This is a genomic window from Woronichinia naegeliana WA131 (assembly GCA_025370055.1).
Lineage (GTDB): Bacteria > Cyanobacteriota > Cyanobacteriia > Cyanobacteriales > Microcystaceae > Woronichinia > Woronichinia naegeliana.
On sequence record CP073041.1, the window covers coordinates 1,929,017 to 1,951,150 of the forward strand.

Annotated in this window: 15 protein-coding genes and 4 pseudogenes; 11 read left to right on the top strand and 8 right to left on the bottom strand. The window is 40.2% G+C overall.

The annotated features are described in order from the left end of the window. Nucleotides 1-54: 54 nt before the first annotated feature. The 3 genes from KA717_09855 to KA717_09865 all read right to left on the bottom strand — a co-directional run bounded on the left by KA717_09855 (nt 55) and on the right by KA717_09865 (nt 4,029). Complete coding sequence (locus KA717_09855) at nt 55-2,781, bottom strand: IS66 family transposase (GenBank protein UXE62962.1); 2,727 nt, start codon at nt 2,779-2,781, stop codon at nt 55-57. Between the two features lie 14 nt (nt 2,782-2,795). After that, complete coding sequence (locus KA717_09860; protein ID UXE62963.1) at nt 2,796-3,068, bottom strand: hemolysin XhlA family protein; 273 nt, start codon at nt 3,066-3,068, stop codon at nt 2,796-2,798. Between the two features lie 307 nt (nt 3,069-3,375). Further along, the gene (locus KA717_09865) at nt 3,376-4,029 is read right to left on the bottom strand and encodes a WecB/TagA/CpsF family glycosyltransferase (GenBank protein ID UXE62964.1); all 654 of its coding nucleotides are present in this window, start codon (nt 4,027-4,029) and stop codon (nt 3,376-3,378) included. Between the two features lie 731 nt (nt 4,030-4,760). On the opposite strand from KA717_09865, the gene ffh reads away from it, so the two are divergent. The 3 genes from ffh (at nt 4,761) to KA717_09880 (ending at nt 7,240) form a co-directional block, all read left to right on the top strand. After that, nucleotides 4,761-6,227, top strand: coding sequence for a signal recognition particle protein (gene ffh / locus KA717_09870; protein UXE62965.1), 1,467 nt, complete (start codon nt 4,761-4,763; stop codon nt 6,225-6,227). Between the two features lie 226 nt (nt 6,228-6,453). Beyond that, the gene (gene clpP / locus KA717_09875; GenBank protein UXE62966.1) at nt 6,454-7,050 is read left to right on the top strand and encodes an ATP-dependent Clp endopeptidase proteolytic subunit ClpP; all 597 of its coding nucleotides are present in this window, start codon (nt 6,454-6,456) and stop codon (nt 7,048-7,050) included. A gap of 13 nt (nt 7,051-7,063) precedes the next feature. Further along, a complete protein-coding gene (locus KA717_09880) occupies nt 7,064-7,240 on the top strand; it encodes a hypothetical protein (GenBank protein UXE62967.1) in 177 nt (58 codons plus the stop codon). A 28-nt stretch (nt 7,241-7,268) separates the two neighbouring features. Here KA717_09880 and KA717_09885 read toward each other — a convergent pair whose 3' ends face one another. From KA717_09885 to KA717_09895, 3 genes and pseudogenes are all read right to left on the bottom strand, one after another. After that, the gene (locus KA717_09885) at nt 7,269-8,348 is read right to left on the bottom strand and encodes an IS1 family transposase (protein ID UXE62968.1); all 1,080 of its coding nucleotides are present in this window, start codon (nt 8,346-8,348) and stop codon (nt 7,269-7,271) included. 262 nt (nt 8,349-8,610) lie between these two features. Further along, nucleotides 8,611-9,892, bottom strand: a pseudogene (locus tag KA717_09890) (ISKra4 family transposase). A 201-nt stretch (nt 9,893-10,093) separates the two neighbouring features. Next, nucleotides 10,094-11,491, bottom strand: coding sequence for a hypothetical protein (locus KA717_09895; GenBank protein ID UXE64610.1), 1,398 nt, complete (start codon nt 11,489-11,491; stop codon nt 10,094-10,096). 247 nt (nt 11,492-11,738) lie between these two features. Between KA717_09895 and KA717_09900 the strand changes: the two are divergent. Beyond that, nucleotides 11,739-12,987, top strand: a pseudogene (locus tag KA717_09900) (ISKra4 family transposase). Nucleotides 12,988-13,002: 15 nt separating this feature from the next. Here KA717_09900 and KA717_09905 read toward each other — a convergent pair. After that, the gene (locus tag KA717_09905) at nt 13,003-14,283 is read right to left on the bottom strand and encodes an ISKra4 family transposase (protein ID UXE64611.1); all 1,281 of its coding nucleotides are present in this window, start codon (nt 14,281-14,283) and stop codon (nt 13,003-13,005) included. A gap of 539 nt (nt 14,284-14,822) precedes the next feature. Between KA717_09905 and KA717_09910 the strand changes: the two are divergent. From KA717_09910 to KA717_09930, 5 genes and pseudogenes are all read left to right on the top strand, one after another. Next, nucleotides 14,823-16,163: pseudogene (locus KA717_09910) on the top strand (IS5 family transposase). 218 nt (nt 16,164-16,381) lie between these two features. Beyond that, nucleotides 16,382-17,242: pseudogene (locus KA717_09915) on the top strand (IS630 family transposase). A 352-nt stretch (nt 17,243-17,594) separates the two neighbouring features. After that, complete coding sequence (locus tag KA717_09920; GenBank protein UXE62969.1) at nt 17,595-17,822, top strand: type II toxin-antitoxin system HicB family antitoxin; 228 nt, start codon at nt 17,595-17,597, stop codon at nt 17,820-17,822. Continuing rightward, nucleotides 17,815-18,033, top strand: coding sequence for a type II toxin-antitoxin system HicA family toxin (locus tag KA717_09925; protein UXE62970.1), 219 nt, complete (start codon nt 17,815-17,817; stop codon nt 18,031-18,033). Before KA717_09920 ends, KA717_09925 begins: the two co-directional genes overlap by 8 nt. 100 nt (nt 18,034-18,133) lie before the next feature. Beyond that, complete coding sequence (locus KA717_09930) at nt 18,134-18,382, top strand: hypothetical protein (protein UXE62971.1); 249 nt, start codon at nt 18,134-18,136, stop codon at nt 18,380-18,382. A 673-nt stretch (nt 18,383-19,055) separates the two neighbouring features. Here KA717_09930 and KA717_09935 read toward each other — a convergent pair. After that, nucleotides 19,056-20,897: a carbamoyltransferase gene (locus tag KA717_09935; protein ID UXE62972.1), complete on the bottom strand. Its 1,842-nt coding sequence runs from the start codon at nt 20,895-20,897 to the stop codon at nt 19,056-19,058. A 224-nt stretch (nt 20,898-21,121) separates the two neighbouring features. Here KA717_09935 and upp point away from each other — a divergent pair, with 224 nt between their 5' ends. Beyond that, a complete protein-coding gene (upp, locus tag KA717_09940; protein ID UXE62973.1) occupies nt 21,122-21,772 on the top strand; it encodes a uracil phosphoribosyltransferase in 651 nt (216 codons plus the stop codon). A gap of 35 nt (nt 21,773-21,807) precedes the next feature. Then, the gene (locus KA717_09945; GenBank protein ID UXE62974.1) at nt 21,808-22,119 is read left to right on the top strand and encodes a hypothetical protein; all 312 of its coding nucleotides are present in this window, start codon (nt 21,808-21,810) and stop codon (nt 22,117-22,119) included. Nucleotides 22,120-22,134: the final 15 nt, after the last annotated feature.

Sequence of the window (22,134 nt, forward strand, 5' to 3'; positions counted from 1 at the left end):
GGTAAAAAAATGTACAGTTTTCTCTCATTAATAAAAATAGACAAGGAAAAGCGATCATTGTTTTTTCTTCTTAAATTTATCAATATCTTTTTCCTTTGATAAGAGAAACTGAAGAAAAGATTTATTTTGAAATCGACAGGTTTGCATAATTCCAAGAAGCAGCAAATAGTGAGGCATCATAGATTCAAAGAAAGTACCCGAAATTTTCCTTTGAACAGCTAAATGCCTAAGCGCACGTTCTCCGGTATTATTATTCCAGGGGATATTATCTTCGTTAAGAAAGGTAAATAAACTTTCTCTGTAACGCAATAACCGTTTTTGGTATTTGAGTGTTAACTCAGATTTATAATTTTTGTTTATTGTGTCTTCATAAAATTTTTCAACACTAGGATTAAATTTACTAAGTTTTTTGGTTTTTAATCCATGCTCCTCGGCAGTTTGCAAAATAGGCACAATTAGATTTCGCACTTCTAATATAAAGCTTTCATACTCTATGTCAAAGGGGGCTTTCCATAAATCATCGTTCATATCTCGAATTAAATGTACCCAACACTTTTGTTGCTTACATTGAACAGAGTCATAGCCTGCATAAAAATCTGAAATTAGGGTTCCAGAATAATTACCCAAAAATTCGTGGACGATGGCGGCTTCTCTGGTTGGAGTGAGCTTAAAAACAACATGAATTCCATCGGTAAAAACCCAAACATATTGATCAAAACCTTGAATATTAACAATTGTCTCATCTGCATGAATGAAAGGGCTTTCTAATATTTTTTTAACGAGCATTTTCTCTGTTTCAGAATAAAATTTGCTAAAATCTGTTAACCAATTTGCAATTGATCCATTACCAATTTTTTCATTGAACTGATCTAATAACAACTGAGTAATAATTTTATATGGTAATCTAAGAAAAAGTCTGTTGTACACAACCCAAGCCTGAAAACCATGACCATATGCAAGATAGCCTGTTGTGAGTTCTGATGGGTTATAGTAGCGATTGCATTTTTGGCAAAAACCCTTTTTTCCAATATACTTTATGATTGTTTTTTTAATACTAGTCTTGGTGCAAATGATGTCAATGATCGTACACTCCGTATTGTTGTTTGACTCTATTAAAAATTCATCTTCATGCGTTAGGCATTTTGCTTTTGTTGATATGTAGACTGACTTACTCGCTTTTGGAAGTTTCCTCGTATGTCCTTCATGCCCTTTTTGAGCACCACGCTTTAACTTTTCTTGATTGCCATTTTCATTTCGTCGCAAGCTAATTTTTCCCTTGTTATAATCGGCATGAGCAATTTTTAAAATTGTCTCAAACTGATCGTGTAGTTTGGTTCCTATTTCTGTTGTCGGTTGTTTAGGTTGATCTGCAAAATCAATCTCAGATAAGGTGTCAACAGAATCCTGAATTGTAGAAAGTTTATCAGTTAATAATTTTAGGGATTGACAGTCCTCGCTATTATAAATCAGTAGTAAATTTTTGTATTTTTCATCCTGTGTGTTGTCCCAATGGTATCTCCAGACAAGACTTTGTAACCCAGATGCTTCTGGAGATGTCCATGAAGCCCCAATAAAACGACCAATAGTTTTCAATCTGTTTGAATATACAGGAAAATATATTCGACCATAAATATAAGTGTTAATATTAACAAGACGGTTTTTAATACTTTCAATATCTACACTTAAATGTGATTCATAACGCTTCGCTAATTTGTTTATTGCCCGCGATTCATAATCTCCATAATGATAGATAGGAGCATCTGGATATTGATTAACTATTTCTATGAATTTTTGCAATATTGATAATTCATCTTCGCAAGTATCCGCCCAAAAAGAATAATACTTACAAAAATTTGTCTCATTACATACAAGCAATCCGAGAAGATACTCATACTTCTGATCAGGAATTCCCTCAATATCAAAAAACAGTTCGATTGGTTTTCTGTTTAATTCAGGTAATTCATGGATATAAATCTTATTGGTTCTAATTGCTAAAGCCTGCAATTCTATTTTATGCAATTGTACTGGGTCTTTCTTTTTACGTTTGTTACGTCGTCGAGGTTTGTATAAGTAAGAAAGTTGTTTAATCGTAAAAATCCCTTTCTTTTCATAATGTCGAATGACCTTTGAAGTAACGTGATTTAAAAGACTCAGATTATCTTCCTGTTCAGCCTTTGCTTGACATAAATTCTGGAATTGGCAGTCAGAACAATGCCGATTTAGAATCAAAGCAGGAGTTTGAGTCGGTTTTTCTTCTGCCCACTGTTTTAATATCTTTATGAATGGAGCGATCGCTTTATACCCACTTTCCAGCTTTACATTGTGTGATTTTCCATCCATCCCTACAATTTTTCCCGTTCCAGGTAATTGCTCTTGAATTAGACCTAAAACTTGCCCAATAAATAAAAGTTCTGTTTTTTGTTCTGGTGTAATACTATAAGTTCCAACAATAATAGTTGGTTCATAGATTGCTTTATTTGATGTATTTGGCTCAACTTTAGTTAAAATATCACAATGAGCTTCCCAACATTCAGCTTTAAGTATTCCCTCAATCAAAAATTGCTTTTCATTTGAATCATGTTGCTTATATTGTTCGACATTTTCGTAAGATTGCTTAATTTTTTTTAGATACTGTATTTTATTAACTTGTCTTCGTTCTTCTAAAATACTTGGGTAATCATGGAAAACCCCTTGATCATCTGAAAACAAGAGCAAAAATGCCTTAAGAGGACATTGCGAATAAGCGACAAATACTTCTGAGGTAATTATTGTTTTGATCATGATATTGACCTTGTTTAAACATTAGAGAAAAAGCCAAACTTAATAACCGCACTGACTACCGCAGTAAAAATAATCCCGATTAATGCCCATATCTGAGCACGTTGACTACCTCTAAGGTCTTTCACTTCCTCTTTTACCGTCGTCAAATCAGCCTTAACCGTTGCCATATCAACCTTCAGATCAGTTAGATCACTCTCAATTTTATCTAACTTCTGCTCCAGACGGTCAAAACGTTGGCCTAACTGATTGAGAACATCCTTTAAATCCGTTTCAATCATCATCGACATCGTTTCCGCCTCGTCGCGCCCCTTCCATTTTAGATTAATAGATGAGAAACCGAGTAATGACCACAAGCTTAACACATTGAAAAGCGATCGCCCTTAATCCCATTAAAAAATGCGATCGCTGAGATTGGCGCGGGATAACGATTTCCGTTGTTGTAAAATGCGGTAACATAACGCTTTCTGTCTCATAAAGGTGTCAGGAACTATTACATTCAAAATCCTGAAGTGGAAAATTGGGCAGAGAGAAAGCTTAACAGCAGCCCTAGAAAAAAAGTTGATACTTCAAGGCTGCTCCTGACCCTGATAAGTCCTATTTGCGAGCCACTAAAGTGCGTAACAAAAATTGAGGAAGAACTAACATCCTTTTCCAACGCCAGGGTTCTTGGTAGAGACGATAAAACCACTCTAGATTATTATCACAAAACCATTGAGGGGCTCTTTGTTTCTGCCCCGACCAAACATCAAAACTTCCTCCGACACCAATCCAGATAGCATGAGGACAGAGATGGCGGTGTTCTCGAATCCAGGTTTCCTGACGAGGAACCCCCAAACCGACGAGAATAATCTGAGGTTGTTTTTCAGCAAGCGTTTGACACCACTCCTGCTGTTCTTCGGTCGATAAATATCCATGATTGGTCAAAATATTGAGATGAGGAAACCGCAATTCCCAATAATAAGCAGCCTGCTTAGTTACACCTGGCTGTCCACCATAGAAAACTATTAACGGTGGATTATCCATGTCCGCTACTTGGGTGATCAAGGATTCAGCCAGTTCAATCCCTGGACAACGTTTTTGTTGTTCCCCTTCTAGTCGTAGGTATAAAATAACCCCAGCCCCATCAGGAATCACTAGATCAGCTTGACGGATAATCTCGCTCACCTCTGGATTTGCTTCCGCCAGCATGACCATCTCAGAGTTCAAGGTAACAACGTGAGCACCTTGCTTTTCTTTTAGACAACCCATCAGGCAATTGCTATAGTCATTGAGAAGGTGGACTGGTAGGGTAAAAACAGTGCTCTTTTTGGGGATCTCTGAGATCATAACTATGAAAATAGTTTAGTTCGTCATCGAATTTAACATATATTTGCCCATTTTCTGAAAGAAACAGTATTGCTTGTGTGAAATTATGAATCAAGGTATTTATCTACTTGCCAATGATAACGTTATTGATAATGCGATCGCGTTTCTCAATAGTATTTCCTTACGTGATCCCTCGCTTCCGATTTACCTTGTTACTTTCGACCATGTACTGGTATTGTTGGAGAGACACCCATAAAATAAATGAGCCGATAAAATAGAAAAAGAAAGAAAGTTTTAACAAAAAGGTAAATGGTATGCCGAAAAATCAGTCACGGAAATCAGTGAAGACCTAAAATCGTTGTACATCAAAACAGCAAAAAAACTAAAAGATAGCGACAGAAGACAATTCATGGCAGAGGTAGTAAAAGGATTAGGAATAGAGGGACAAATCTTAGCAGAACGTGAACTAGGGTGGAATCGACGAACAATCCGTAAAGGAATAGAAAAATTAAGGAGTGGTCAAACATTATTCTTTACTTTTTTCATTTGCTTCTCATTCTCAATAATTTCCTTCTCTATTGCGGTGACTAATTACCTCTTACCGATAATTGCCAGAGAATCAGCCTTCAGACTATGCTAGACAATAGTGCCGATTATCCCCCAACCGAAAGACCATGTTTGATGCTCTCGCCGATCGCCTAGAGGATGCCTGGAAAAAGCTCCGTGGCCAAGATAAAATTTCTGCCAGCAATATCCAAGAGGCCCTTCAGGAAGTACGCCGCGCCCTACTATCCGCCGATGTTAGCCTCCAGGTGGTCAAACACTTCATTGCCGAAGTTGAGAAAAAGGCTCAGGGAGCCGAGGTTATTTCAGGGGTCAATCCAGGTCAGCAATTTATCAAAATTGTTTATGACGAATTAGTGGCAGTGATGGGGGAAAGTAATGTTCCTCTCGCTAATGCCGAGAAAAAGCCCACTGTCATTTTAATGGCAGGTTTACAGGGAACAGGGAAAACCACCGCAACGGCAAAATTAGCCCTTTTTCTACGGAAAGAAAATCGCAGTGCCTTGATGGTGGCCACAGATGTCTATCGTCCGGCGGCGATCGATCAATTAATTACCCTGGGTCAGCAGATTGATGTTCCCGTTTTTGAAATGGGAGGAGATGCCGATCCCGTCGAAATCGCTCGGCTAGGGGTCGAAAGAGCCAAAGAATTAGGAGTCGATACCGTTCTGATCGATACAGCAGGACGTTTGCAAATTGATCCTGAAATGATGGCTGAGTTAGCCCGTATTAAGGCGGTGGTCAATCCCGATGACACCTTGCTGGTGGTAGATGCCATGACCGGTCAGGAAGCCGCTAATTTAACTCGTACCTTTCAAGATGAAATTGGTATTACGGGAGCCATTTTAACCAAGCTAGATGGGGATACCAGAGGAGGAGCAGCCCTTTCCGTTCGTCAAGTCTCAGGACAGCCTATTAAATTTGTCGGGGTTGGCGAAAAAGTAGAGGCCCTACAACCGTTTTACCCCGATCGCCTGGCCAGCCGCATTCTTAATATGGGGGATGTGTTAACCCTCGTTGAAAAAGCACAAGAGGCGATCGATATTGGCGATGTGGAAAAAATGCAAACGAAGATCAGGTCAGCCACCTTTGACTTTGATGACTTCCTGAAGCAAATGCGTTTGATGAAAAATATGGGATCTTTCGGGGGTTTGCTTAAACTGATTCCGGGGATGAATAAACTTAGCAGTAGTGATATCGAAAAAGGGGAAGGAGAACTAAAACGCACCGAAGCGATGATCAACTCCATGACCATTGAAGAGCGCAAAAATCCCGATTTATTAGCCAAATCGCCTAGTCGTCGCCGTCGCATTGCCAAGGGATCAGGTCATGGCGAAAGCGATGTTTCCAAACTGGTGACTAACTTTACCCGAATGCGATCAATGATGCAGCAAATGGGCATGGGCGGAATGCCCGGAATGGGAATGCCCGGAATGGGAATGCCTGGGATGGGCGGTGGCATGCCTGGGATGGGAATGAATCGACCCATGCCGCCAGGATTTCGGGGCTATGCAGGCAGCAATACTAAGGGCAAAAAGAAAAAAGAGAAAAAGAAAAAAGGCTTTGGTAATCTCTAGAGCCTGTCATCAATTGGGGGGTTAACATGAGTGACAAATGCAGTTAAACCGAAATGCCGTAATCGCCCAGAGCCGTCACACAGACCAAGAATACCAGTATCTATGGATACAGCAAACCGTTCTTGAATCGCACTAATCTTTCGGTTTCTTAGTGTAGCAAGTAGCAAGACGGTCGGGGAATATGGCACAATCTAAACACACCTGATTCGAGCCAACAAAACTCTCCATGATCCCTACTGTTATTGAAACCTCTGGCCGTGGCGAGCGTGCCTTTGATATCTATTCCCGTCTGCTGCGTGAACGGATTGTCTTTCTCGGACAGGAAGTACGGGATGAAAATGCCAACCTAGTTGTCGCCCAACTCTTATTTCTTGAAGCTGAAGACCCCGAAAAGGATATTTATCTCTACATCAATTCCCCTGGCGGCTCCGTTTCGGCTGGTTTAGGTATTTTTGATACGATGAACCAAATTCGCCCTGATGTTTCCACCATTTGTATCGGTCTGGCTGCCAGTATGGGCGCGTTCTTATTGAGTGCTGGAGCCAAAGGTAAGCGGATGAGCCTACCCAACTCGCGCATTATGATCCACCAACCATTGGGAGGAGCCCAGGGTCAAGCCACCGATATTGAAATTCAGGCGAAAGAAATTCTTTATCTCAAGGGTCTGCTGAATCAACATTTGGCCAACCATACGGGACAACCCTTAGATCGCATTATTGAAGATACGGAACGGGATTTCTTTATGTCGGCGGTTGATGCCAAGGAATACGGACTGATTGACCAAGTGATTAACCGTCGTCCTTCTGCTCTCAATCCCTTGTAATTTACCAAACAATTTGCAAAACCACAACCAAGGCGATCGCCTCTTCCCGATTAAGAAAAACAGCGATCGCACTTTCCCGATTAAGAAAAAACGCGATCGCCTCTTCCCGATTAAGAAAAACAGCGATCGCCTCTTCCCGATTAAGAAAAAACGCGATCGCCTCTCTCCGGCACTGGTATCGTCTAGCTAGAAGCTACAAACGTTGCAATACGAGAGGTTCAAGAAATCAGGCGAATTTGGAGTAAGTCCTCCCAAGTTAACCCCTTTTCAATTATACCGAGAGCTACAGCAGGAACTTCTCTAGTCGTAAAATGGCTGCGAACAAAGTTATGAACCATCCAGAAAATATCTAGCACTCGCTGTAATCCCACAACAGATTTAGCATAAGTATTTGTTCGACGACGAAAGGCGGCTAAATAGCGTCGTAGAGAACTATTAAATGCCTCAACGTGGTTGGCATGAACATCCTTGTCTTCTGGTTTTTCTGTTGTCTCAGGATGTTCAGTTTTCGGAGTTTCTACTTTCTCTAGTTTACCCTCAGAATCTCGACGTTTACTACTCTTATTTTTTAATCTTACCACCATACCCTTCGGTAATACTTTGGTGGGACGACCTCGCTTCCCAGTCCTTAATACTTCGTGACAAATATTAAATAGCAGTTGACTATATCGCTTTTCTCCATCTGTAAATAACTGGAGAGATTCTGCACTCCTTTCAAATAATTCCGCTACCGTCATCATTGCTTCTAGAAATAATTTCTGCTCTTTTCGACCACATTTTAAATGCCAAATAAAGCGGCTAGCCCTGTCCATGAGCACGATTGTCCACCCCTCAGAGGCACTTGCTTCTTTATTTTTTCCAACTTTTGTGTATAGTTCATCCCCTTCTATTACTAATTTAACAAATTCATTCACTAAGGCGTATAAAAATAATGTCTCTTGTAATCCTGATAATTTCTTTTCCCAATTCAATATTGTTGTTTTCGCGTAGCCGAATACTCGGGCTGCTGCATTCAATCCTATTCCTTCCATTCTGGCTTTTAATACTTTTATAATTTCACTTAATGGGGTTTCTAAGCCAGCGATTACGCTACCATAAGTCTCAGCAAAACAAGAACTACATTCTTGACAAATGAACATTTTACGTTCCCCGTTACCTTTCGTTTGATAATGAGAATGTATTTTTACATTTTCACTATAGCAATGAGGACAGTTTTTCTTGAATAAGGCATCCTCTTTCTCTTGGCACAAGCCAACATCATTCAGGATTTTCATAGAGCTTTTCTTTAATATTGACATTGTTTTCTGTTTCCTTTTTCTTTGATATAATGACAATAATAATAGTATAATAAAAACGGGCCGATGTCTAGTCTTAAACTATTTTTCTATTTTCTCAAAGCCTTACACCATAACTTTTTCCAACTTTGATCAGACGATACCAGTTCCCTCTCTCCCTTCAGCCAGAAAAAAGCGATCGCCTCTTCCCCTTTAGTAGGAAAAAAGCGATCGCCTCTTCCCGATTAAGAAGGGTGCGACCTTTAGTTGATAAAAGCTGTTGTAATCAGGGTTCTACAGGGAACCCATATTGATCAAGTTTTGCCCAAAATTGACTCCATCGTTCCTTGGTCAATACCAAAGCTCGTAGGCTCAAAATAATTCCTGCTCCTTTTTCCTTCCATCGCATCCCTGAACAACATAATCGTTGTTTGACCAACGTCTTACAAGCTGCTTCCGTAACACCTGAACCAATCGGATACTTTTTCTCTATGTATTCAGCATAATCCATTTGATGCTGATGATTCTCGTAATAAGTAATCGCCGCTTGTAGTTTCTCGGTAAGATTCTTAGAATGACTTTTTTCTTCTTTGACTTCTTTCATCAGATTTAGCAGTTCTCCTGCTTTTCCTTTTTCATGCTTGAGTTCTCGACAATTTTCAGTCAACCATTCTTTTTGTTTTGACACGGTATTCGGATGCAACGCTTCTGCCAAGGCACCTAAGTAACCAGAGGCATGATAGAAATCTAATATCTGTTCTTCCGTTTGCTTTTCTAAAAACTTCCAATTTGATTCTGCCCCGTCTGCTATCCCGACCAATGTTGCCTCTGGATAACGGTTTTTCGCTCGCTCAATTTCTCTTTCTAATCTTTCTAGAAAACTCTTTTTTCCATACTCTGGTGCCGCACCTAGATAGATTGTATGTTGACGTTCGCCTTCACTATCGTATAGGGAAACGGTTCCCACCATTGCTTCACGGTAGCCATCCTCACACATCAGCATACAGGTTCCATCTAATCCTATTCCCACTGTTGCAATTTGGCTATCCTCCTTGGGCGGGGCATAACTCCACGCTTCTTCTTTTGCCTGTACCACACTTCCTACTGCTTCACTCAATCTTTGGATATAGGATAGCGCTACTTTTCTACCATGATTTTCTAATAAATCATTTTTCACCTCTTTGCCTGCCATCCCTGACATTTTTGAGGATACCTGTTTTGCCAATAATGGCGTTGATGTTATGATTATCCTTGCTTCTCTTTCTAAGGGGCAATACGTTTTTCCTCAAAGGTGAACGCTGATATACATGACGATTCACTATAACCTCACCATAAGGTGTTTGATATTCTTTCGGTTGCTCTCCCTTACTCTTCCAGATTTCTTCACCGATTTTTAAGGGTGAACCATCTGTATCTAAATATTTCAAGGCTTCTTTGCTGGCGATGCAACCTACTTCGTTTAAGCCTTTTTGAATATTTATTTCTGTATCCAACATTGAACGACTGAGTTCTAATGTTAGTTCTATTTTTATCTTTGAACCCTCTACATTAATTAGTTTTGCTGTCATCATTGTTTCCTCTTTGTCACTTTTCATCCCATGTTAACACTTTTCTTTTCCTTCATCAACTAAAGGTCACACCCATTAAGAAAAACAGCGATCGCACTTTCCCGATTAAGAAAAAACGCGATCGCCTCTTCCCGATTAAGAAAAACAGCGATCGCACTTTCCCGATTAAGAAAAAACGCGATCGCTAAGGTTCAACCCCTGTTAACCTACAAAAATATCCTCAGACGTTAGGGCTAAACCGACACTCAAGGTTGCAATTTGTTTGGAAGTTCCTAGTCCGTTTCCATCAGCATCAAATGATAAAGCTCCGTCGGTGGAGTTATAAATAAAACGCTGACTCGCGCTGGTCGCACTGGAGCCAAGAATAAATTGGGTTTGGGTTAAGGGATTCCCTGCTATTAAACCACTGCCGAAGCCTGAAGCAGAGATAAAAATGGTATCTTCGTTGGGAGTAAAGTCTGTGATGGTATCTATTCCGAGATTGGGATTAGCGAAGAAAAAGGTATCACTTCCGCTTCCTCCTGTGAGGGTATCATTTCCTGCTGCTCCTGTGAGGTAGTCACCGTTGCCTGCACCGTTGAGAATGTCATTACCCGTTCCCCCTGTGAGGTAGTCGCTGTAATTTTTTCCTAATAAAACACTGTTACCATTGGTTCCTTGTTGGTTGCGAGTGTTGTCATCGTTAATGATAGTGGCGGTTTGGGCAGCTGTTGTGTTGATTGTATAACCTGTTCCACTTGCTAGTTGTAAGATAACAGTTTCGTTGGTTTCTAGGGTGGTGTCAGCAGTTGGATCAAGGGTCAGTGTGGCGGTGGCTGAATCTGCCGCAAAGCTGATGGTTTGGTTCGTGCCTGGGGTTGCGCCTGTGTAGTCTGTTACATCGGCTGTTCCTGCAATGCTGTAGTTAACGATCAGGGCGTTGGTTGTGGCTCCTGTGCGGGTGAAAGTATAGATGAAGTTGTTGGGGCTATCTTCGCTGATGGCACTATAGTTTAATCCCAAGCTAATGATGGGGCCGTCGTCATTAGTGATGGTTCCTGTTACGGCTGTTGTTGTTCCAATGGTGTAGCCTGTTCCTGTTGCTAGGGTTAAAGCTACGGTTTCGTTGTTTTCTATGGTGGTATCGGCTGTGGGATTTACGGTAACGGTTGCTGTGGCAGAGTTAGCCGCAAAGATGACACTGTTTGTGATCGTTGCGTAATCTGTGCCGTTGGTTGCGGTTCCTCCAATGGTGTAATTAACGTTGAGAGGGTTGGTTATTAACCCTGTACGAGTGAAGGTATAAACTAAGTTTGCTGTTCCATCTTCTGTAACATTTGTTGGTGATACTGCTAGAGTGATGGAAGGGAAATCATCATTTAAAATAGTTCCTATAGCCGTTGCTGTTCCAAGAGTAGCTCCATTGGTAGGATTGGAAAGAGTGACGGTAAAGTTTTCATCGAGTTCAACTGTTGTGTCTCCACTGACGTTGACGGTAATCACCTTAGAGGTTTCATTCGCAGCAAAGGTAACGATTCCCGACGGCAAAGTTCCACCAAAGTCAGCAGCATTAGCAAGGTTAGTTCCTGTGCCTGTGACTGCCCAATTAACGTTGTTTATTTCTGTTGTTGAACCAGACCGTGTGACGGTAAAGGTAAATGCTTTATTCCCTGAATTTCCTTCTGTCTGATTCGCATTGGTCGCCGCGATCGCTAAGTTTGTAGATGATTTTTCAACAACTTTTAGAGTTAGCTTGTTGCTAAACCATTGAGGTAAAAACTGAAGAGTAGAGTGGGTGTGACCTTTAGTTGATGAAGGAAAAGAAAAGTGTTAACATGAGATGAAAAGTGACAAAGAGGAAACAATGATGACAGCAAAACTAATTAATGTAGAGGGTTCAAAGATAAAAATAGAACTAACATTAGAACTAAGTCGTTCAATGTTGGATACAGAAATAAATATTCAAAAAGGCTTAAACGAAGTAGGTTGCATCGCCAGCAAAGAAGCCTTGAAATATTTAGATACAGATGGTTCACCCTTAAAAATCGGTGAAGAAATCTGGAAGAGTAAGGGAGAGCAACCGAAAGAATATCAAACACCTTATGGTGAGGTTATAGTGAATCGTCATGTATATCAGCGTTCACCTTTGAGGAAAAACGTATTGCCCCTTAGAAAGAGAAGCAAGGATAATCATAACATCAACGCCATTATTGGCAAAACAGGTATCCTCAAAAATGTCAGGGATGGCAGGCAAAGAGGTGAAAAATGATTTATTAGAAAATCATGGTAGAAAAGTAGCGCTATCCTATATCCAAAGATTGAGTGAAGCAGTAGGAAGTGTGGTACAGGCAAAAGAAGAAGCGTGGAGTTATGCCCCGCCCAAGGAGGATAGCCAAATTGCAACAGTGGGAATAGGATTAGATGGAACCTGTATGCTGATGTGTGAGGATGGCTACCGTGAAGCAATGGTGGGAACCGTTTCCCTATACGATAGTGAAGGCGAACGTCAACATACAATCTATCTAGGTGCGGCACCAGAGTATGGAAAAAAGAGTTTTCTAGAAAGATTAGAAAGAGAAATTGAGCGAGCGAAAAACCGTTATCCAGAGGCAACATTGGTCGGGATAGCAGACGGGGCAGAATCAAATTGGAAGTTTTTAGAAAAGCAAACGGAAGAACAGATATTAGATTTCTATCATGCCTCTGGTTACTTAGGTGCCTTGGCAGAAGCGTTGCATCCGAATACCGTGTCAAAACAAAAAGAATGGTTGACTGAAAATTGTCGAGAACTCAAGCATGAAAAAGGAAAAGCAGGAGAACTGCTAAATCTGATGAAAGAAGTCAAAGAAGAAAAAAGTCATTCTAAGAATCTTACCGAGAAACTACAAGCGGCGATTACTTATTACGAGAATCATCAGCATCAAATGGATTATGCTGAATACATAGAGAAAAAGTATCCGATTGGTTCAGGTGTTACGGAAGCAGCTTGTAAGACGTTGGTCAAACAACGATTATGTTGTTCAGGGATGCGATGGAAGGAAAAAGGAGCAGGAATTATTTTGAGCCTACGAGCTTTGGTATTGACGAAGGAACGATGGGGTGCGACCTTTAGTTGATAAAAGCTGTTGTAATCAGGGTTCTACAGGGAACCCATATTGATCAAGTTTTGCCCAAAATTGACTCCATCGTTCCTTGGTCAATACCAAAGCTCGTAGGCTCAAAATAATTCCTGCTCCTTTTTCCTTCCATCGCATCCCTGAACAACATAATCGTTGTTTGACCAACGTCTTACAAGCTGCTTCCGTAACACCTGAACCAATCGGATACTTTTTCTCTATGTATTCAGCATAATCCATTTGATGCTGATGATTCTCGTAATAAGTAATCGCCGCTTGTAGTTTCTCGGTAAGATTCTTAGAATGACTTTTTTCTTCTTTGACTTCTTTCATCAGATTTAGCAGTTCTCCTGCTTTTCCTTTTTCATGCTTGAGTTCTCGACAATTTTCAGTCAACCATTCTTTTTGTTTTGACACGGTATTCGGATGCAACGCTTCTGCCAAGGCACCTAAGTAACCAGAGGCATGATAGAAATCTAATATCTGTTCTTCCGTTTGCTTTTCTAAAAACTTCCAATTTGATTCTGCCCCGTCTGCTATCCCGACCAATGTTGCCTCTGGATAACGGTTTTTCGCTCGCTCAATTTCTCTTTCTAATCTTTCTAGAAAACTCTTTTTTCCATACTCTGGTGCCGCACCTAGATAGATTGTATGTTGACGTTCGCCTTCACTATCGTATAGGGAAACGGTTCCCACCATTGCTTCACGGTAGCCATCCTCACACATCAGCATACAGGTTCCATCTAATCCTATTCCCACTGTTGCAATTTGGCTATCCTCCTTGGGCGGGGCATAACTCCACGCTTCTTCTTTTGCCTGTACCACACTTCCTACTGCTTCACTCAATCTTTGGATATAGGATAGCGCTACTTTTCTACCATGATTTTCTAATAAATCATTTTTCACCTCTTTGCCTGCCATCCCTGACATTTTTGAGGATACCTGTTTTGCCAATAATGGCGTTGATGTTATGATTATCCTTGCTTCTCTTTCTAAGGGGCAATACGTTTTTCCTCCTACTGAACGCTGATATACATGACGATTCACTATAACCTCACCATAAGGTGTTTGATATTCTTTCGGTTGCTCTCCCTTACTCTTCCAGATTTCTTCACCGATTTTTAAGGGTGAACCATCTGTATCTAAATATTTCAAGGCTTCTTTGCTGGCGATGCAACCTACTTCGTTTAAGCCTTTTTGAATATTTATTTCTGTATCCAACATTGAACGACTGAGTTCTAATGTTAGTTCTATTTTTATCTTTGAACCCTCTACATTAATTAGTTTTGCTGTCATCATTGTTTCCTCTTTGTCACTTTTCATCCCATGTTAACACTTTTCTTTTCCTTCATCAACTAAAGGTCACACCCGAACGATGGAGTCAATTTTGGGCAAAACTTGATCAATATGGGTTCCCTGTAGAACCCTGATTACAACAGCTTTTATCAACTAAAGGTCGCACCCAGTAGAGTTGATACTTAAACCAGTAAAGTCAAGATTAGATGAAGAATTTAAAGAGTCATAGGTCAAAACATCAAAGGTACTACCAAGAGTGGGAGTAAAGTTATTCAGTAGGCTAACATTCAATGTTCCATCAAAAGCGGCATTTCCATTAATATCCACTTGATCAAAGTTAGTTCCTGCGGTGCTTCCTCCCAGTTGAATATTGATATTTGCACTATTGGTTTCTGTGTAGCTGCTATTAATAGTTAGGGCTTGCTGAAAAAAGCTGAAACCTTTACGGAGAAAAATAGTAGGCGAATTAAGAACCGCTAGAATGCACGAAAATAGGGTAGAATGCCTCAAAACCATTGCATTAAGAAGAGAGAAAGCAGATGTACCGAAAGCAACAGTACTCAATTGAAACACCAGAAAACTTGAAAAATCTGTTCGGCGGGCAGTTAGACGAAGAAAATCGTTGGATAGAAATGTCAAAAATGATTCCCTGGGAAGAATATGAGGAAGAATATGCAAAAAACTTCACAGAAAAAAAAGGAGCCCCAGCCAAATCATTTAGAATGGCATTAGGAGCATTAATTATCAAAGAAATTTCAGGAAAAAGTGACAGAGAAACAGTAGAACAAATAAAAGAGAACCCTTATTTACAGTACTTTATAGGAATGGAAAGCTATAGTAGCAAAGAAGCATTTAATGCGTCAATGATGGTTCATTTTCGTAAAAAAATAGGAATGGAATTAATAAATAAATAAAATTAATAAAGAAATAGAAAAAAAGCGACGGGTGTAGCGTCAGAAAAAAAAGAAAATGAAGGAAAGTTATTGTTAGATGCGACTTGTACACCAGCAGATATAAAATATCCAACGGATATAGGAATATTGAATGATGCCAGAGAAAAAACAGAAAAAATAATAGATAAGCTGTATGAAGAAATAAAAGAGAAAAGGAAAGAAAAGCCGAGGACTTATAGGGAAGTGGCAAGAAAAGAGTACTTAGCCATAGCAAAAAAACGTCGTGTGTCAAAAAAAGAAAGAAGAAAAGGAACAAAAAAACAACTAGGATATATAAAAAGAAACTTGTCTCATATAGAAAAAATGATAGAAGAGGGAGCAAAGTTAGAAAAACTAACGAAAAAAGAGCAAGAAGAGCTTGTAACGATAGGAAAAGTGTATGAGCAACAGTTAGAAATGTATGAAAAAAAGACAAATAAAGTAGAAAACAGAATTGTGAGTGTAAGCCAACCTCACGTGCGTCCAATAGTGCGTGGAAAAGCGGGAAAAGCAGTAGAGTTTGGAGCTAAAATATCGGCAAGTAATGTGAATGGCTTTGTCTTCTTAGACAAATTAAGTTGGGATAATTACAACGAATCGGGAGATTTACAAGCGCGAATAGAAGAATATAAAAGGGAAACAGGATGTTATCCGGAATCGGTTCATGTGGATAAAATCTATCGAACAAAAGCGAATCGAGCTTATTGTAAAGAAAGGGATATAAGAATGAGTGGTCCCCGATTGGGAAGACCGCCGAAAGAGGTGAGCAAAGAAAAAAAGAAAGAGGCACGCTCAGATGAAAGAGTGCGTAATGCCATTGAGGGTAAATTCGGACAGGGAAAGAGGAAATTTAGTCTTGGTCGAGTGATGGCCAAACTACCTGAGACCTCGGAAACGGTAATTGCGATGAACTTTTTGGTAATGAATCTTTCTACTCTACTTCAGAAGACAAAAAGTAAAAAGTTGTAGAGTCGTTTTTCTTGTGAAAAATGGTGTTAATTTTCCTCTCTTTTGTGAGGAGTGATTTGTGTTGACCTTTTTAGACAGAAAGGAACAATAGATTAAACAAAATCTGTATTTTGATTTGTTTCCATAAGGATAAGTTATCTATGCTTTTTCAGTCCATACTTCCCTAACCCACATTTCTTTCGTTTTTTGACTTTTTCAGCAAGCCCTACATAGAGAAATTGACGGAGATAATAATCAAAGAGCCTGAAGAGTTTGGATATGAATTTGGACGTTGGACAGTAGCAAGACTATCAACTCATATGGAAAAAGAAACGGGTATATTGTTAGGAAATACACAACTTAGAAATATGCTTAAAAAAAAGCGATTTGTCTATATTTGGGCAAAATATAGTCTAGAAGATAAACAAGATGAGCAAAAAAGAGAGGAATTTAGAAAGAAAGTTGAAGAGTACAAGAAGCTTTTGAAAGAAAAGCCAGAATCAATCCAGATATGGTTTTGGGATGAAAGTGGCTTCAGCTTAAGAGTAATACGGAGAAAACATTGGACAAAAAAAGGAAAGCGTAAAAAAGTGAGGGGAGATAGAAGAAAAGGAAGAGTCAATGTAATGGGTGGTATTAGATATACTGACAAAAAACGGTGGGTTGATTTGATTCCCACTGGTAACTCTCAGAACTTCAAGAGTGTATTATTAAAATTTTACAAAGACATACAAAGAGAATGGATAGAACAAGGAAATAAAAAAGAAGACTTTGAAAAGAATGGTCTGAAGATTGTGATTATTTTAGATAATGCGAGCTTCCACAAAAAGCAAGAAATTCTAGACGAGAGCACGGAAGAAATGCCAAACATTATTTTGGAGTTTTTACCCCCCTATAGTCCCGATTATAATTTAATGGAATTGGTATGGCATTCAGCAAAAGAATATATTGCAAATAAATTATTCAAATCAATTGAAGAATTAGAATCTCTCATCCATAAACTTCTTAATGAAGGTGGATTGACAATATGTTGGGGACGTAAAATCAAAAACAAGGGCTCAAGTATTATTGCAAGTTAAACTGATGACAGCTTATAATCTTCAAACTACTAATAGTTGGGCTAAAATTATTCTGCTCTATTGTAGCAATGAAAGCCAGGGATTTGAACGTTTCTTTCAACTATTAGAAGACTTTAAAACACTACATAACCAAGAACAGCACACCGATAATATTAAAGAGCAACAATCCCTTCTTGTGCGGATTTGAGGGTAGGGAGATGGTGATGAACTGTTACAACTACCCGATTAAAAATAAAAGACCCTGGGCGGCGATCGCTCTTGCTCAACACTATGGAGTAGAGTTTCAAGGCTTGAATCCATTGTGGGAGATTTTTTCGCTAAAATCAAATGTACATATCGGTCAATTACTACCATGAAACAACTCAAACAACTAACTTGTATTATTGAGCGCGAAGGCGATGATTTTGTCTCTCTCTGTCCTCAAATGAATATTGCCAGTCAAGGTCATTCTGTAGAAGAAGCCAGAAACAATTTAATCGAGGCGATCGAACTTTTTTTGGAAACAGCTAGTCCTAATGAGATTTCAGCCAGAGCCTACTCAGAAATTTATGTAACACAAATTGAGGTAGCAGTTGGGTAAACTACGAGTATTATCGGCTAAACAAGTCTGTCAAATTTTAACCGAACAGGGTTTCATACAAGTTAGACAAAGAGGTAGTCATATCATTATGCAGAAAAAAATTGATAATTCTACGCTCACTATTCCAGTGCCTAATTACCCAGAAATTAAAATCGGTACACTGCAATCTATTATTCGACAATCTAATTTATCTCGCTCTTTATTTAAGTGATTCTTATTTTAGGAGTTCAAGGATTATACCTAAAGAGTTGAAACTATTTTAGGAGTCAAATAATCAGGTCTATTAGGTTAATTTTGGCTTGGAATACAAAGTGGAACAATTCACTAACTCGCAAATTTACGAAGAAATTGGCAACATTGTCAGTCAATTTTCCCTTTATCAATGCCAGGATTGTGCCAAGACAGTATTAAATTGGTTGGCTGAGAATGATATTGAAGGTAAACTGCTTCAACTCAGAACCCGTTATAATGATGAAAACTATATCATCAGCGATCGCCTAAGCAATGAACAAGCAATTACCACCAATGGCAAATACTACGGCGTAGAAGTGAGAGGGTGAGAGGTTTAGTATTTGATAATCTCTCTCCGAGTGGAATGACAAAAGAAGATTGGTTAAATGACTTTCATTGCCAAAGTGAAGAATTTATTCTCAAAGAAGGAAACAACCAATGAAAACAGAAATTAAAGGCGGTTTATTTGAAATCTTAGCAAAAATTAAAGCCAAACCTGGACTTTATTTGGGCAGTTCTTCCCTTTCTGATTTATTTAGGGCTTGCTGAAAAAGTATAGAACCTTTGTCAGACAATACTTTTAGTTATTTTGGAAACGATCAGGTGCAAGGTTATGGCATTTGGAGACTCAAAATCCATGCACTTTGGTGGAAAATTGTGGATTAAAATTAGAAACCGATTTCTGAAGTCACCATTTTTCGTGCCCTGTGGCATCTAGGTTCGTTTTGTGAACTTTTCCAGCAGCCCCTAATTTAGGGGCTAGATTTGACAAATATTTATATTAGTTGATATTCTACATGAGCTTTGCTCTATATACTCTTTAGACCACTACTACAGGGCAAACGCATCTAAATTCTAGACTCCTTATCTGATAAGACTTTCAGCGTTTCATAAAAAATCAATCATGATCTCGAAAACTCTTATCCAGCCTACCTTTCAAAAATAAGATACGTTCGCCCTGACCACCACTATCGAATCACTACCAAGTTGTGCAAGAAAACACTAATCTAGTTCAAATTCCTTTTGCCATTGATCGTCTTTTTGCCATTGAGGTTGTTCCGTTTTAGCCAGAATATAATTTTCTAATACCAGATAATCCATTTCGGTTCGCATAAAACAGCGATAGGCATCTTCCGGTGTACAAACAATCGGTTCCCCCCGCACATTAAAAGAGGTATTCACTAATACTCCGCAACCCGTTAATTGTTCAAAGGCTTGAAGCAGTTGATAATAGCGGGGATTGGTTTCAGACTGAACCGTTTGAATCCTGGCAGAGTAGTCCACATGGGTAATGGCGGGGAGGGTAGAACGGGGAATATTTAATTTCTCAATGCCAAAAAGTTGATTTTCCTGGTCGGTCATGGTTAGTCGTAAATTTTCTTTAACCTGAGCAACCAATAACATATAGGGACTAGAGCGATCTAATTCAAAATAATCCCCAACCTTTTCAGCGAGTACTGAGGGAGCAAAAGGGCGAAACGATTCTCGGTACTTAATCTTTAAATTCATGACCGACTGCATTTTGGGATTACGGGGATCACCAATAATGGAGCGATCGCCGAGGGCACGGGGGCCAAACTCCATACGACCTTGAAACCAACCCACCACATTGCCCTGATCCAACAGGTTTGCAACCTGGACGAAGAGTTCAGAATCAGTATAATAATGAAAAACAGCGCGAATATCCTGAAGATACTTTTCAATTTCAGTTAGACTAAAATTTGGCCCTAAATAGGAACCTTGCATCGCATCTTTGCCATTAGTTATACGCGGCTGATTACCATACTGATACCAGGCCGATAAAGCTGCCCCGATCGCACCCCCTGCATCCCCTGCCGCCGGTTGAATCCAAATATCTTTAAACTTGCCTTCTCGGAGTAAACGCCCGTTAGCCACACAATTGAGAGCTACTCCTCCGGCCAAACAAAGATAATCCGTTCCCAATTCTCGATAGGCCGTATGGGCCAAACGCAGAACCACTTCTTCCGTGACTTTTTGCACCGAAGCCGCAATATCCATCTCCCGTTGCGTCAAATCACTCTCTGCCCGACGGGGTGGCGCACCAAAGAGACGATCAAACTGGCCGTTGGTCATGGTTAAACCAGTGGCATAGTTGAAATACTTCATATTGAGGCGAAACGTCCCATCTTCCTTTAAATCCAGCAAATTATCTAAAATAAGATCCACATATTTCGGTTCACCGTAGGGAGCCAACCCCATCAATTTATATTCCCCAGAATTAACTTTAAAACCTGTATAATAGGTAAAAGCTGAATACAATAACCCTAAAGAATGGGGGAAATCAAGCTGCCATTGGGGGGTTAATTGATTGCCATTTCCTAACCATAAAGAAGTTGTAGCCCATTCTCCCACCCCATCCATACAAAGTACGGCTGCCTGTTCAAAGGGACTGGGAAAAAAAGCCGAGGCCGCATGGGATTGATGATGTTCTCCAAATAATAAGAGGGGTAATTCTTTGGTTTTGCAATTGGCAATTTGCGCCAGTTCTTGTTTGAGGACAGTTTTGAGATAAAGTTTTTCCCGCAACCAGACTGACATAGCTTGAATAAAGGAACTAATGCCCTGGGGGGCGTAGGCCAGATAGGTTTCTAGCAGACGATCAAAGGTCAGTAGGGGCTTTTCATAAAAGACAATGTAATCGAGATCTCTGAGGTTAATTCCTGCACTTTCCAGACAATAACAAATCGTCTGGGTGGGAAAACGGGCATCATGTTTTTTGCGACTAAAGCGTTCTTCCTGGGCTGCTGCCACAATCTGACCGGCTTTAATCAGAGCCGCCGCACTGTCGTGATAATACGCGGAAATGCCTAAGATGTAACTCACTGTCACCTAGATACTTGTCTGGGTAAGGAAACATTGACAGAATAACACATCAAAATCAAGTCCCCAGAATTTTGGCGAAAAGCAATACTGGCATGGTCGGCGATCGCTGAAATTGGGGACACCTGCGATTTTCGTTTTCGATCATCCAAGACAAGGCTGTATTTATCTCAGAGAGATCGGGATACTGTTAAAGTTAACAAAGATAATTTTGACGATATAAGTGCATGGCTTCCCAACTCCGCGTCTATGTTCCCGATCATCCTCTTGTTAAACATTGGTTAGGGGTAGCCCGCGATGCTGCGACTCCTTCCGTTCTCTTCAAAACAGCAATGGTAGAATTGGGACGATGGTTAACCTACGAAGCGACTCGCTACTGGCTACCCACTTTGGATGCAACGGTGCAAACGCCCTTGGCCGAAGCCACAGCAACCTTTATAAATCCTGAAATACCGATGGCCGTGGTTCCCATTTTGCGGGCGGGTTTAGGACTACTGGAAGGAGCCCAAACCTTGTTACCTTTGGCAGCAACCTACCATCTAGGTTTAGTTCGAGATGAAGTCACCCTAGAACCGACCTGCTATCTCAATAAACTGCCGGATGTTTTTCCACCCCAAACCCATATTCTTTTACTAGATCCGATGTTGGCAACGGGCGGATCGATTATGGCAGCCTTAGCCTATCTCACTGAACGAGGGGCGGATCCAGCTTTGATTCGGATCATCGGAGTGGTTGCGGCTCCCCTGGCTCTACAAAAGTTAAGTGCAACTTATCCTAGTTTGCAGGTCTATGTAGCAATGATTGATGAAACGTTAAATGAACAGGGTTATATTGTTCCAGGCTTGGGTGATGCTGGCGATCGCGCCTTTGGGACTTAAGATGGAATTCTAGAGATGTTAGGTGAGGGAAAACCATGAGTCAACGCAATAATTTCGCAGGCGGCTTTTTATTGGGGACGCTGATTGGCGGAACGGTGGGCGGCATTGTAGGGGTGCTATTAGCTAACCGACAAAATAAAACGGTTCTAGAGGAGGGAGAGCAATCTTTGTCCTTCAGCGATGCCAATACCGGCAACCTATTTGACACAGAAGCCAATATTGAATTAGCGCGTCGTCGTCTAGAGGATAAAATTGCCCAGTTAAATGTGGCCATTGACGATGTTCGCCACCAGTTAGGCAATGTCAACGGCGTAGTCGTAGAAACCAAGGAAGAAAACCATTCCTAGTGATTTGTTTTGATT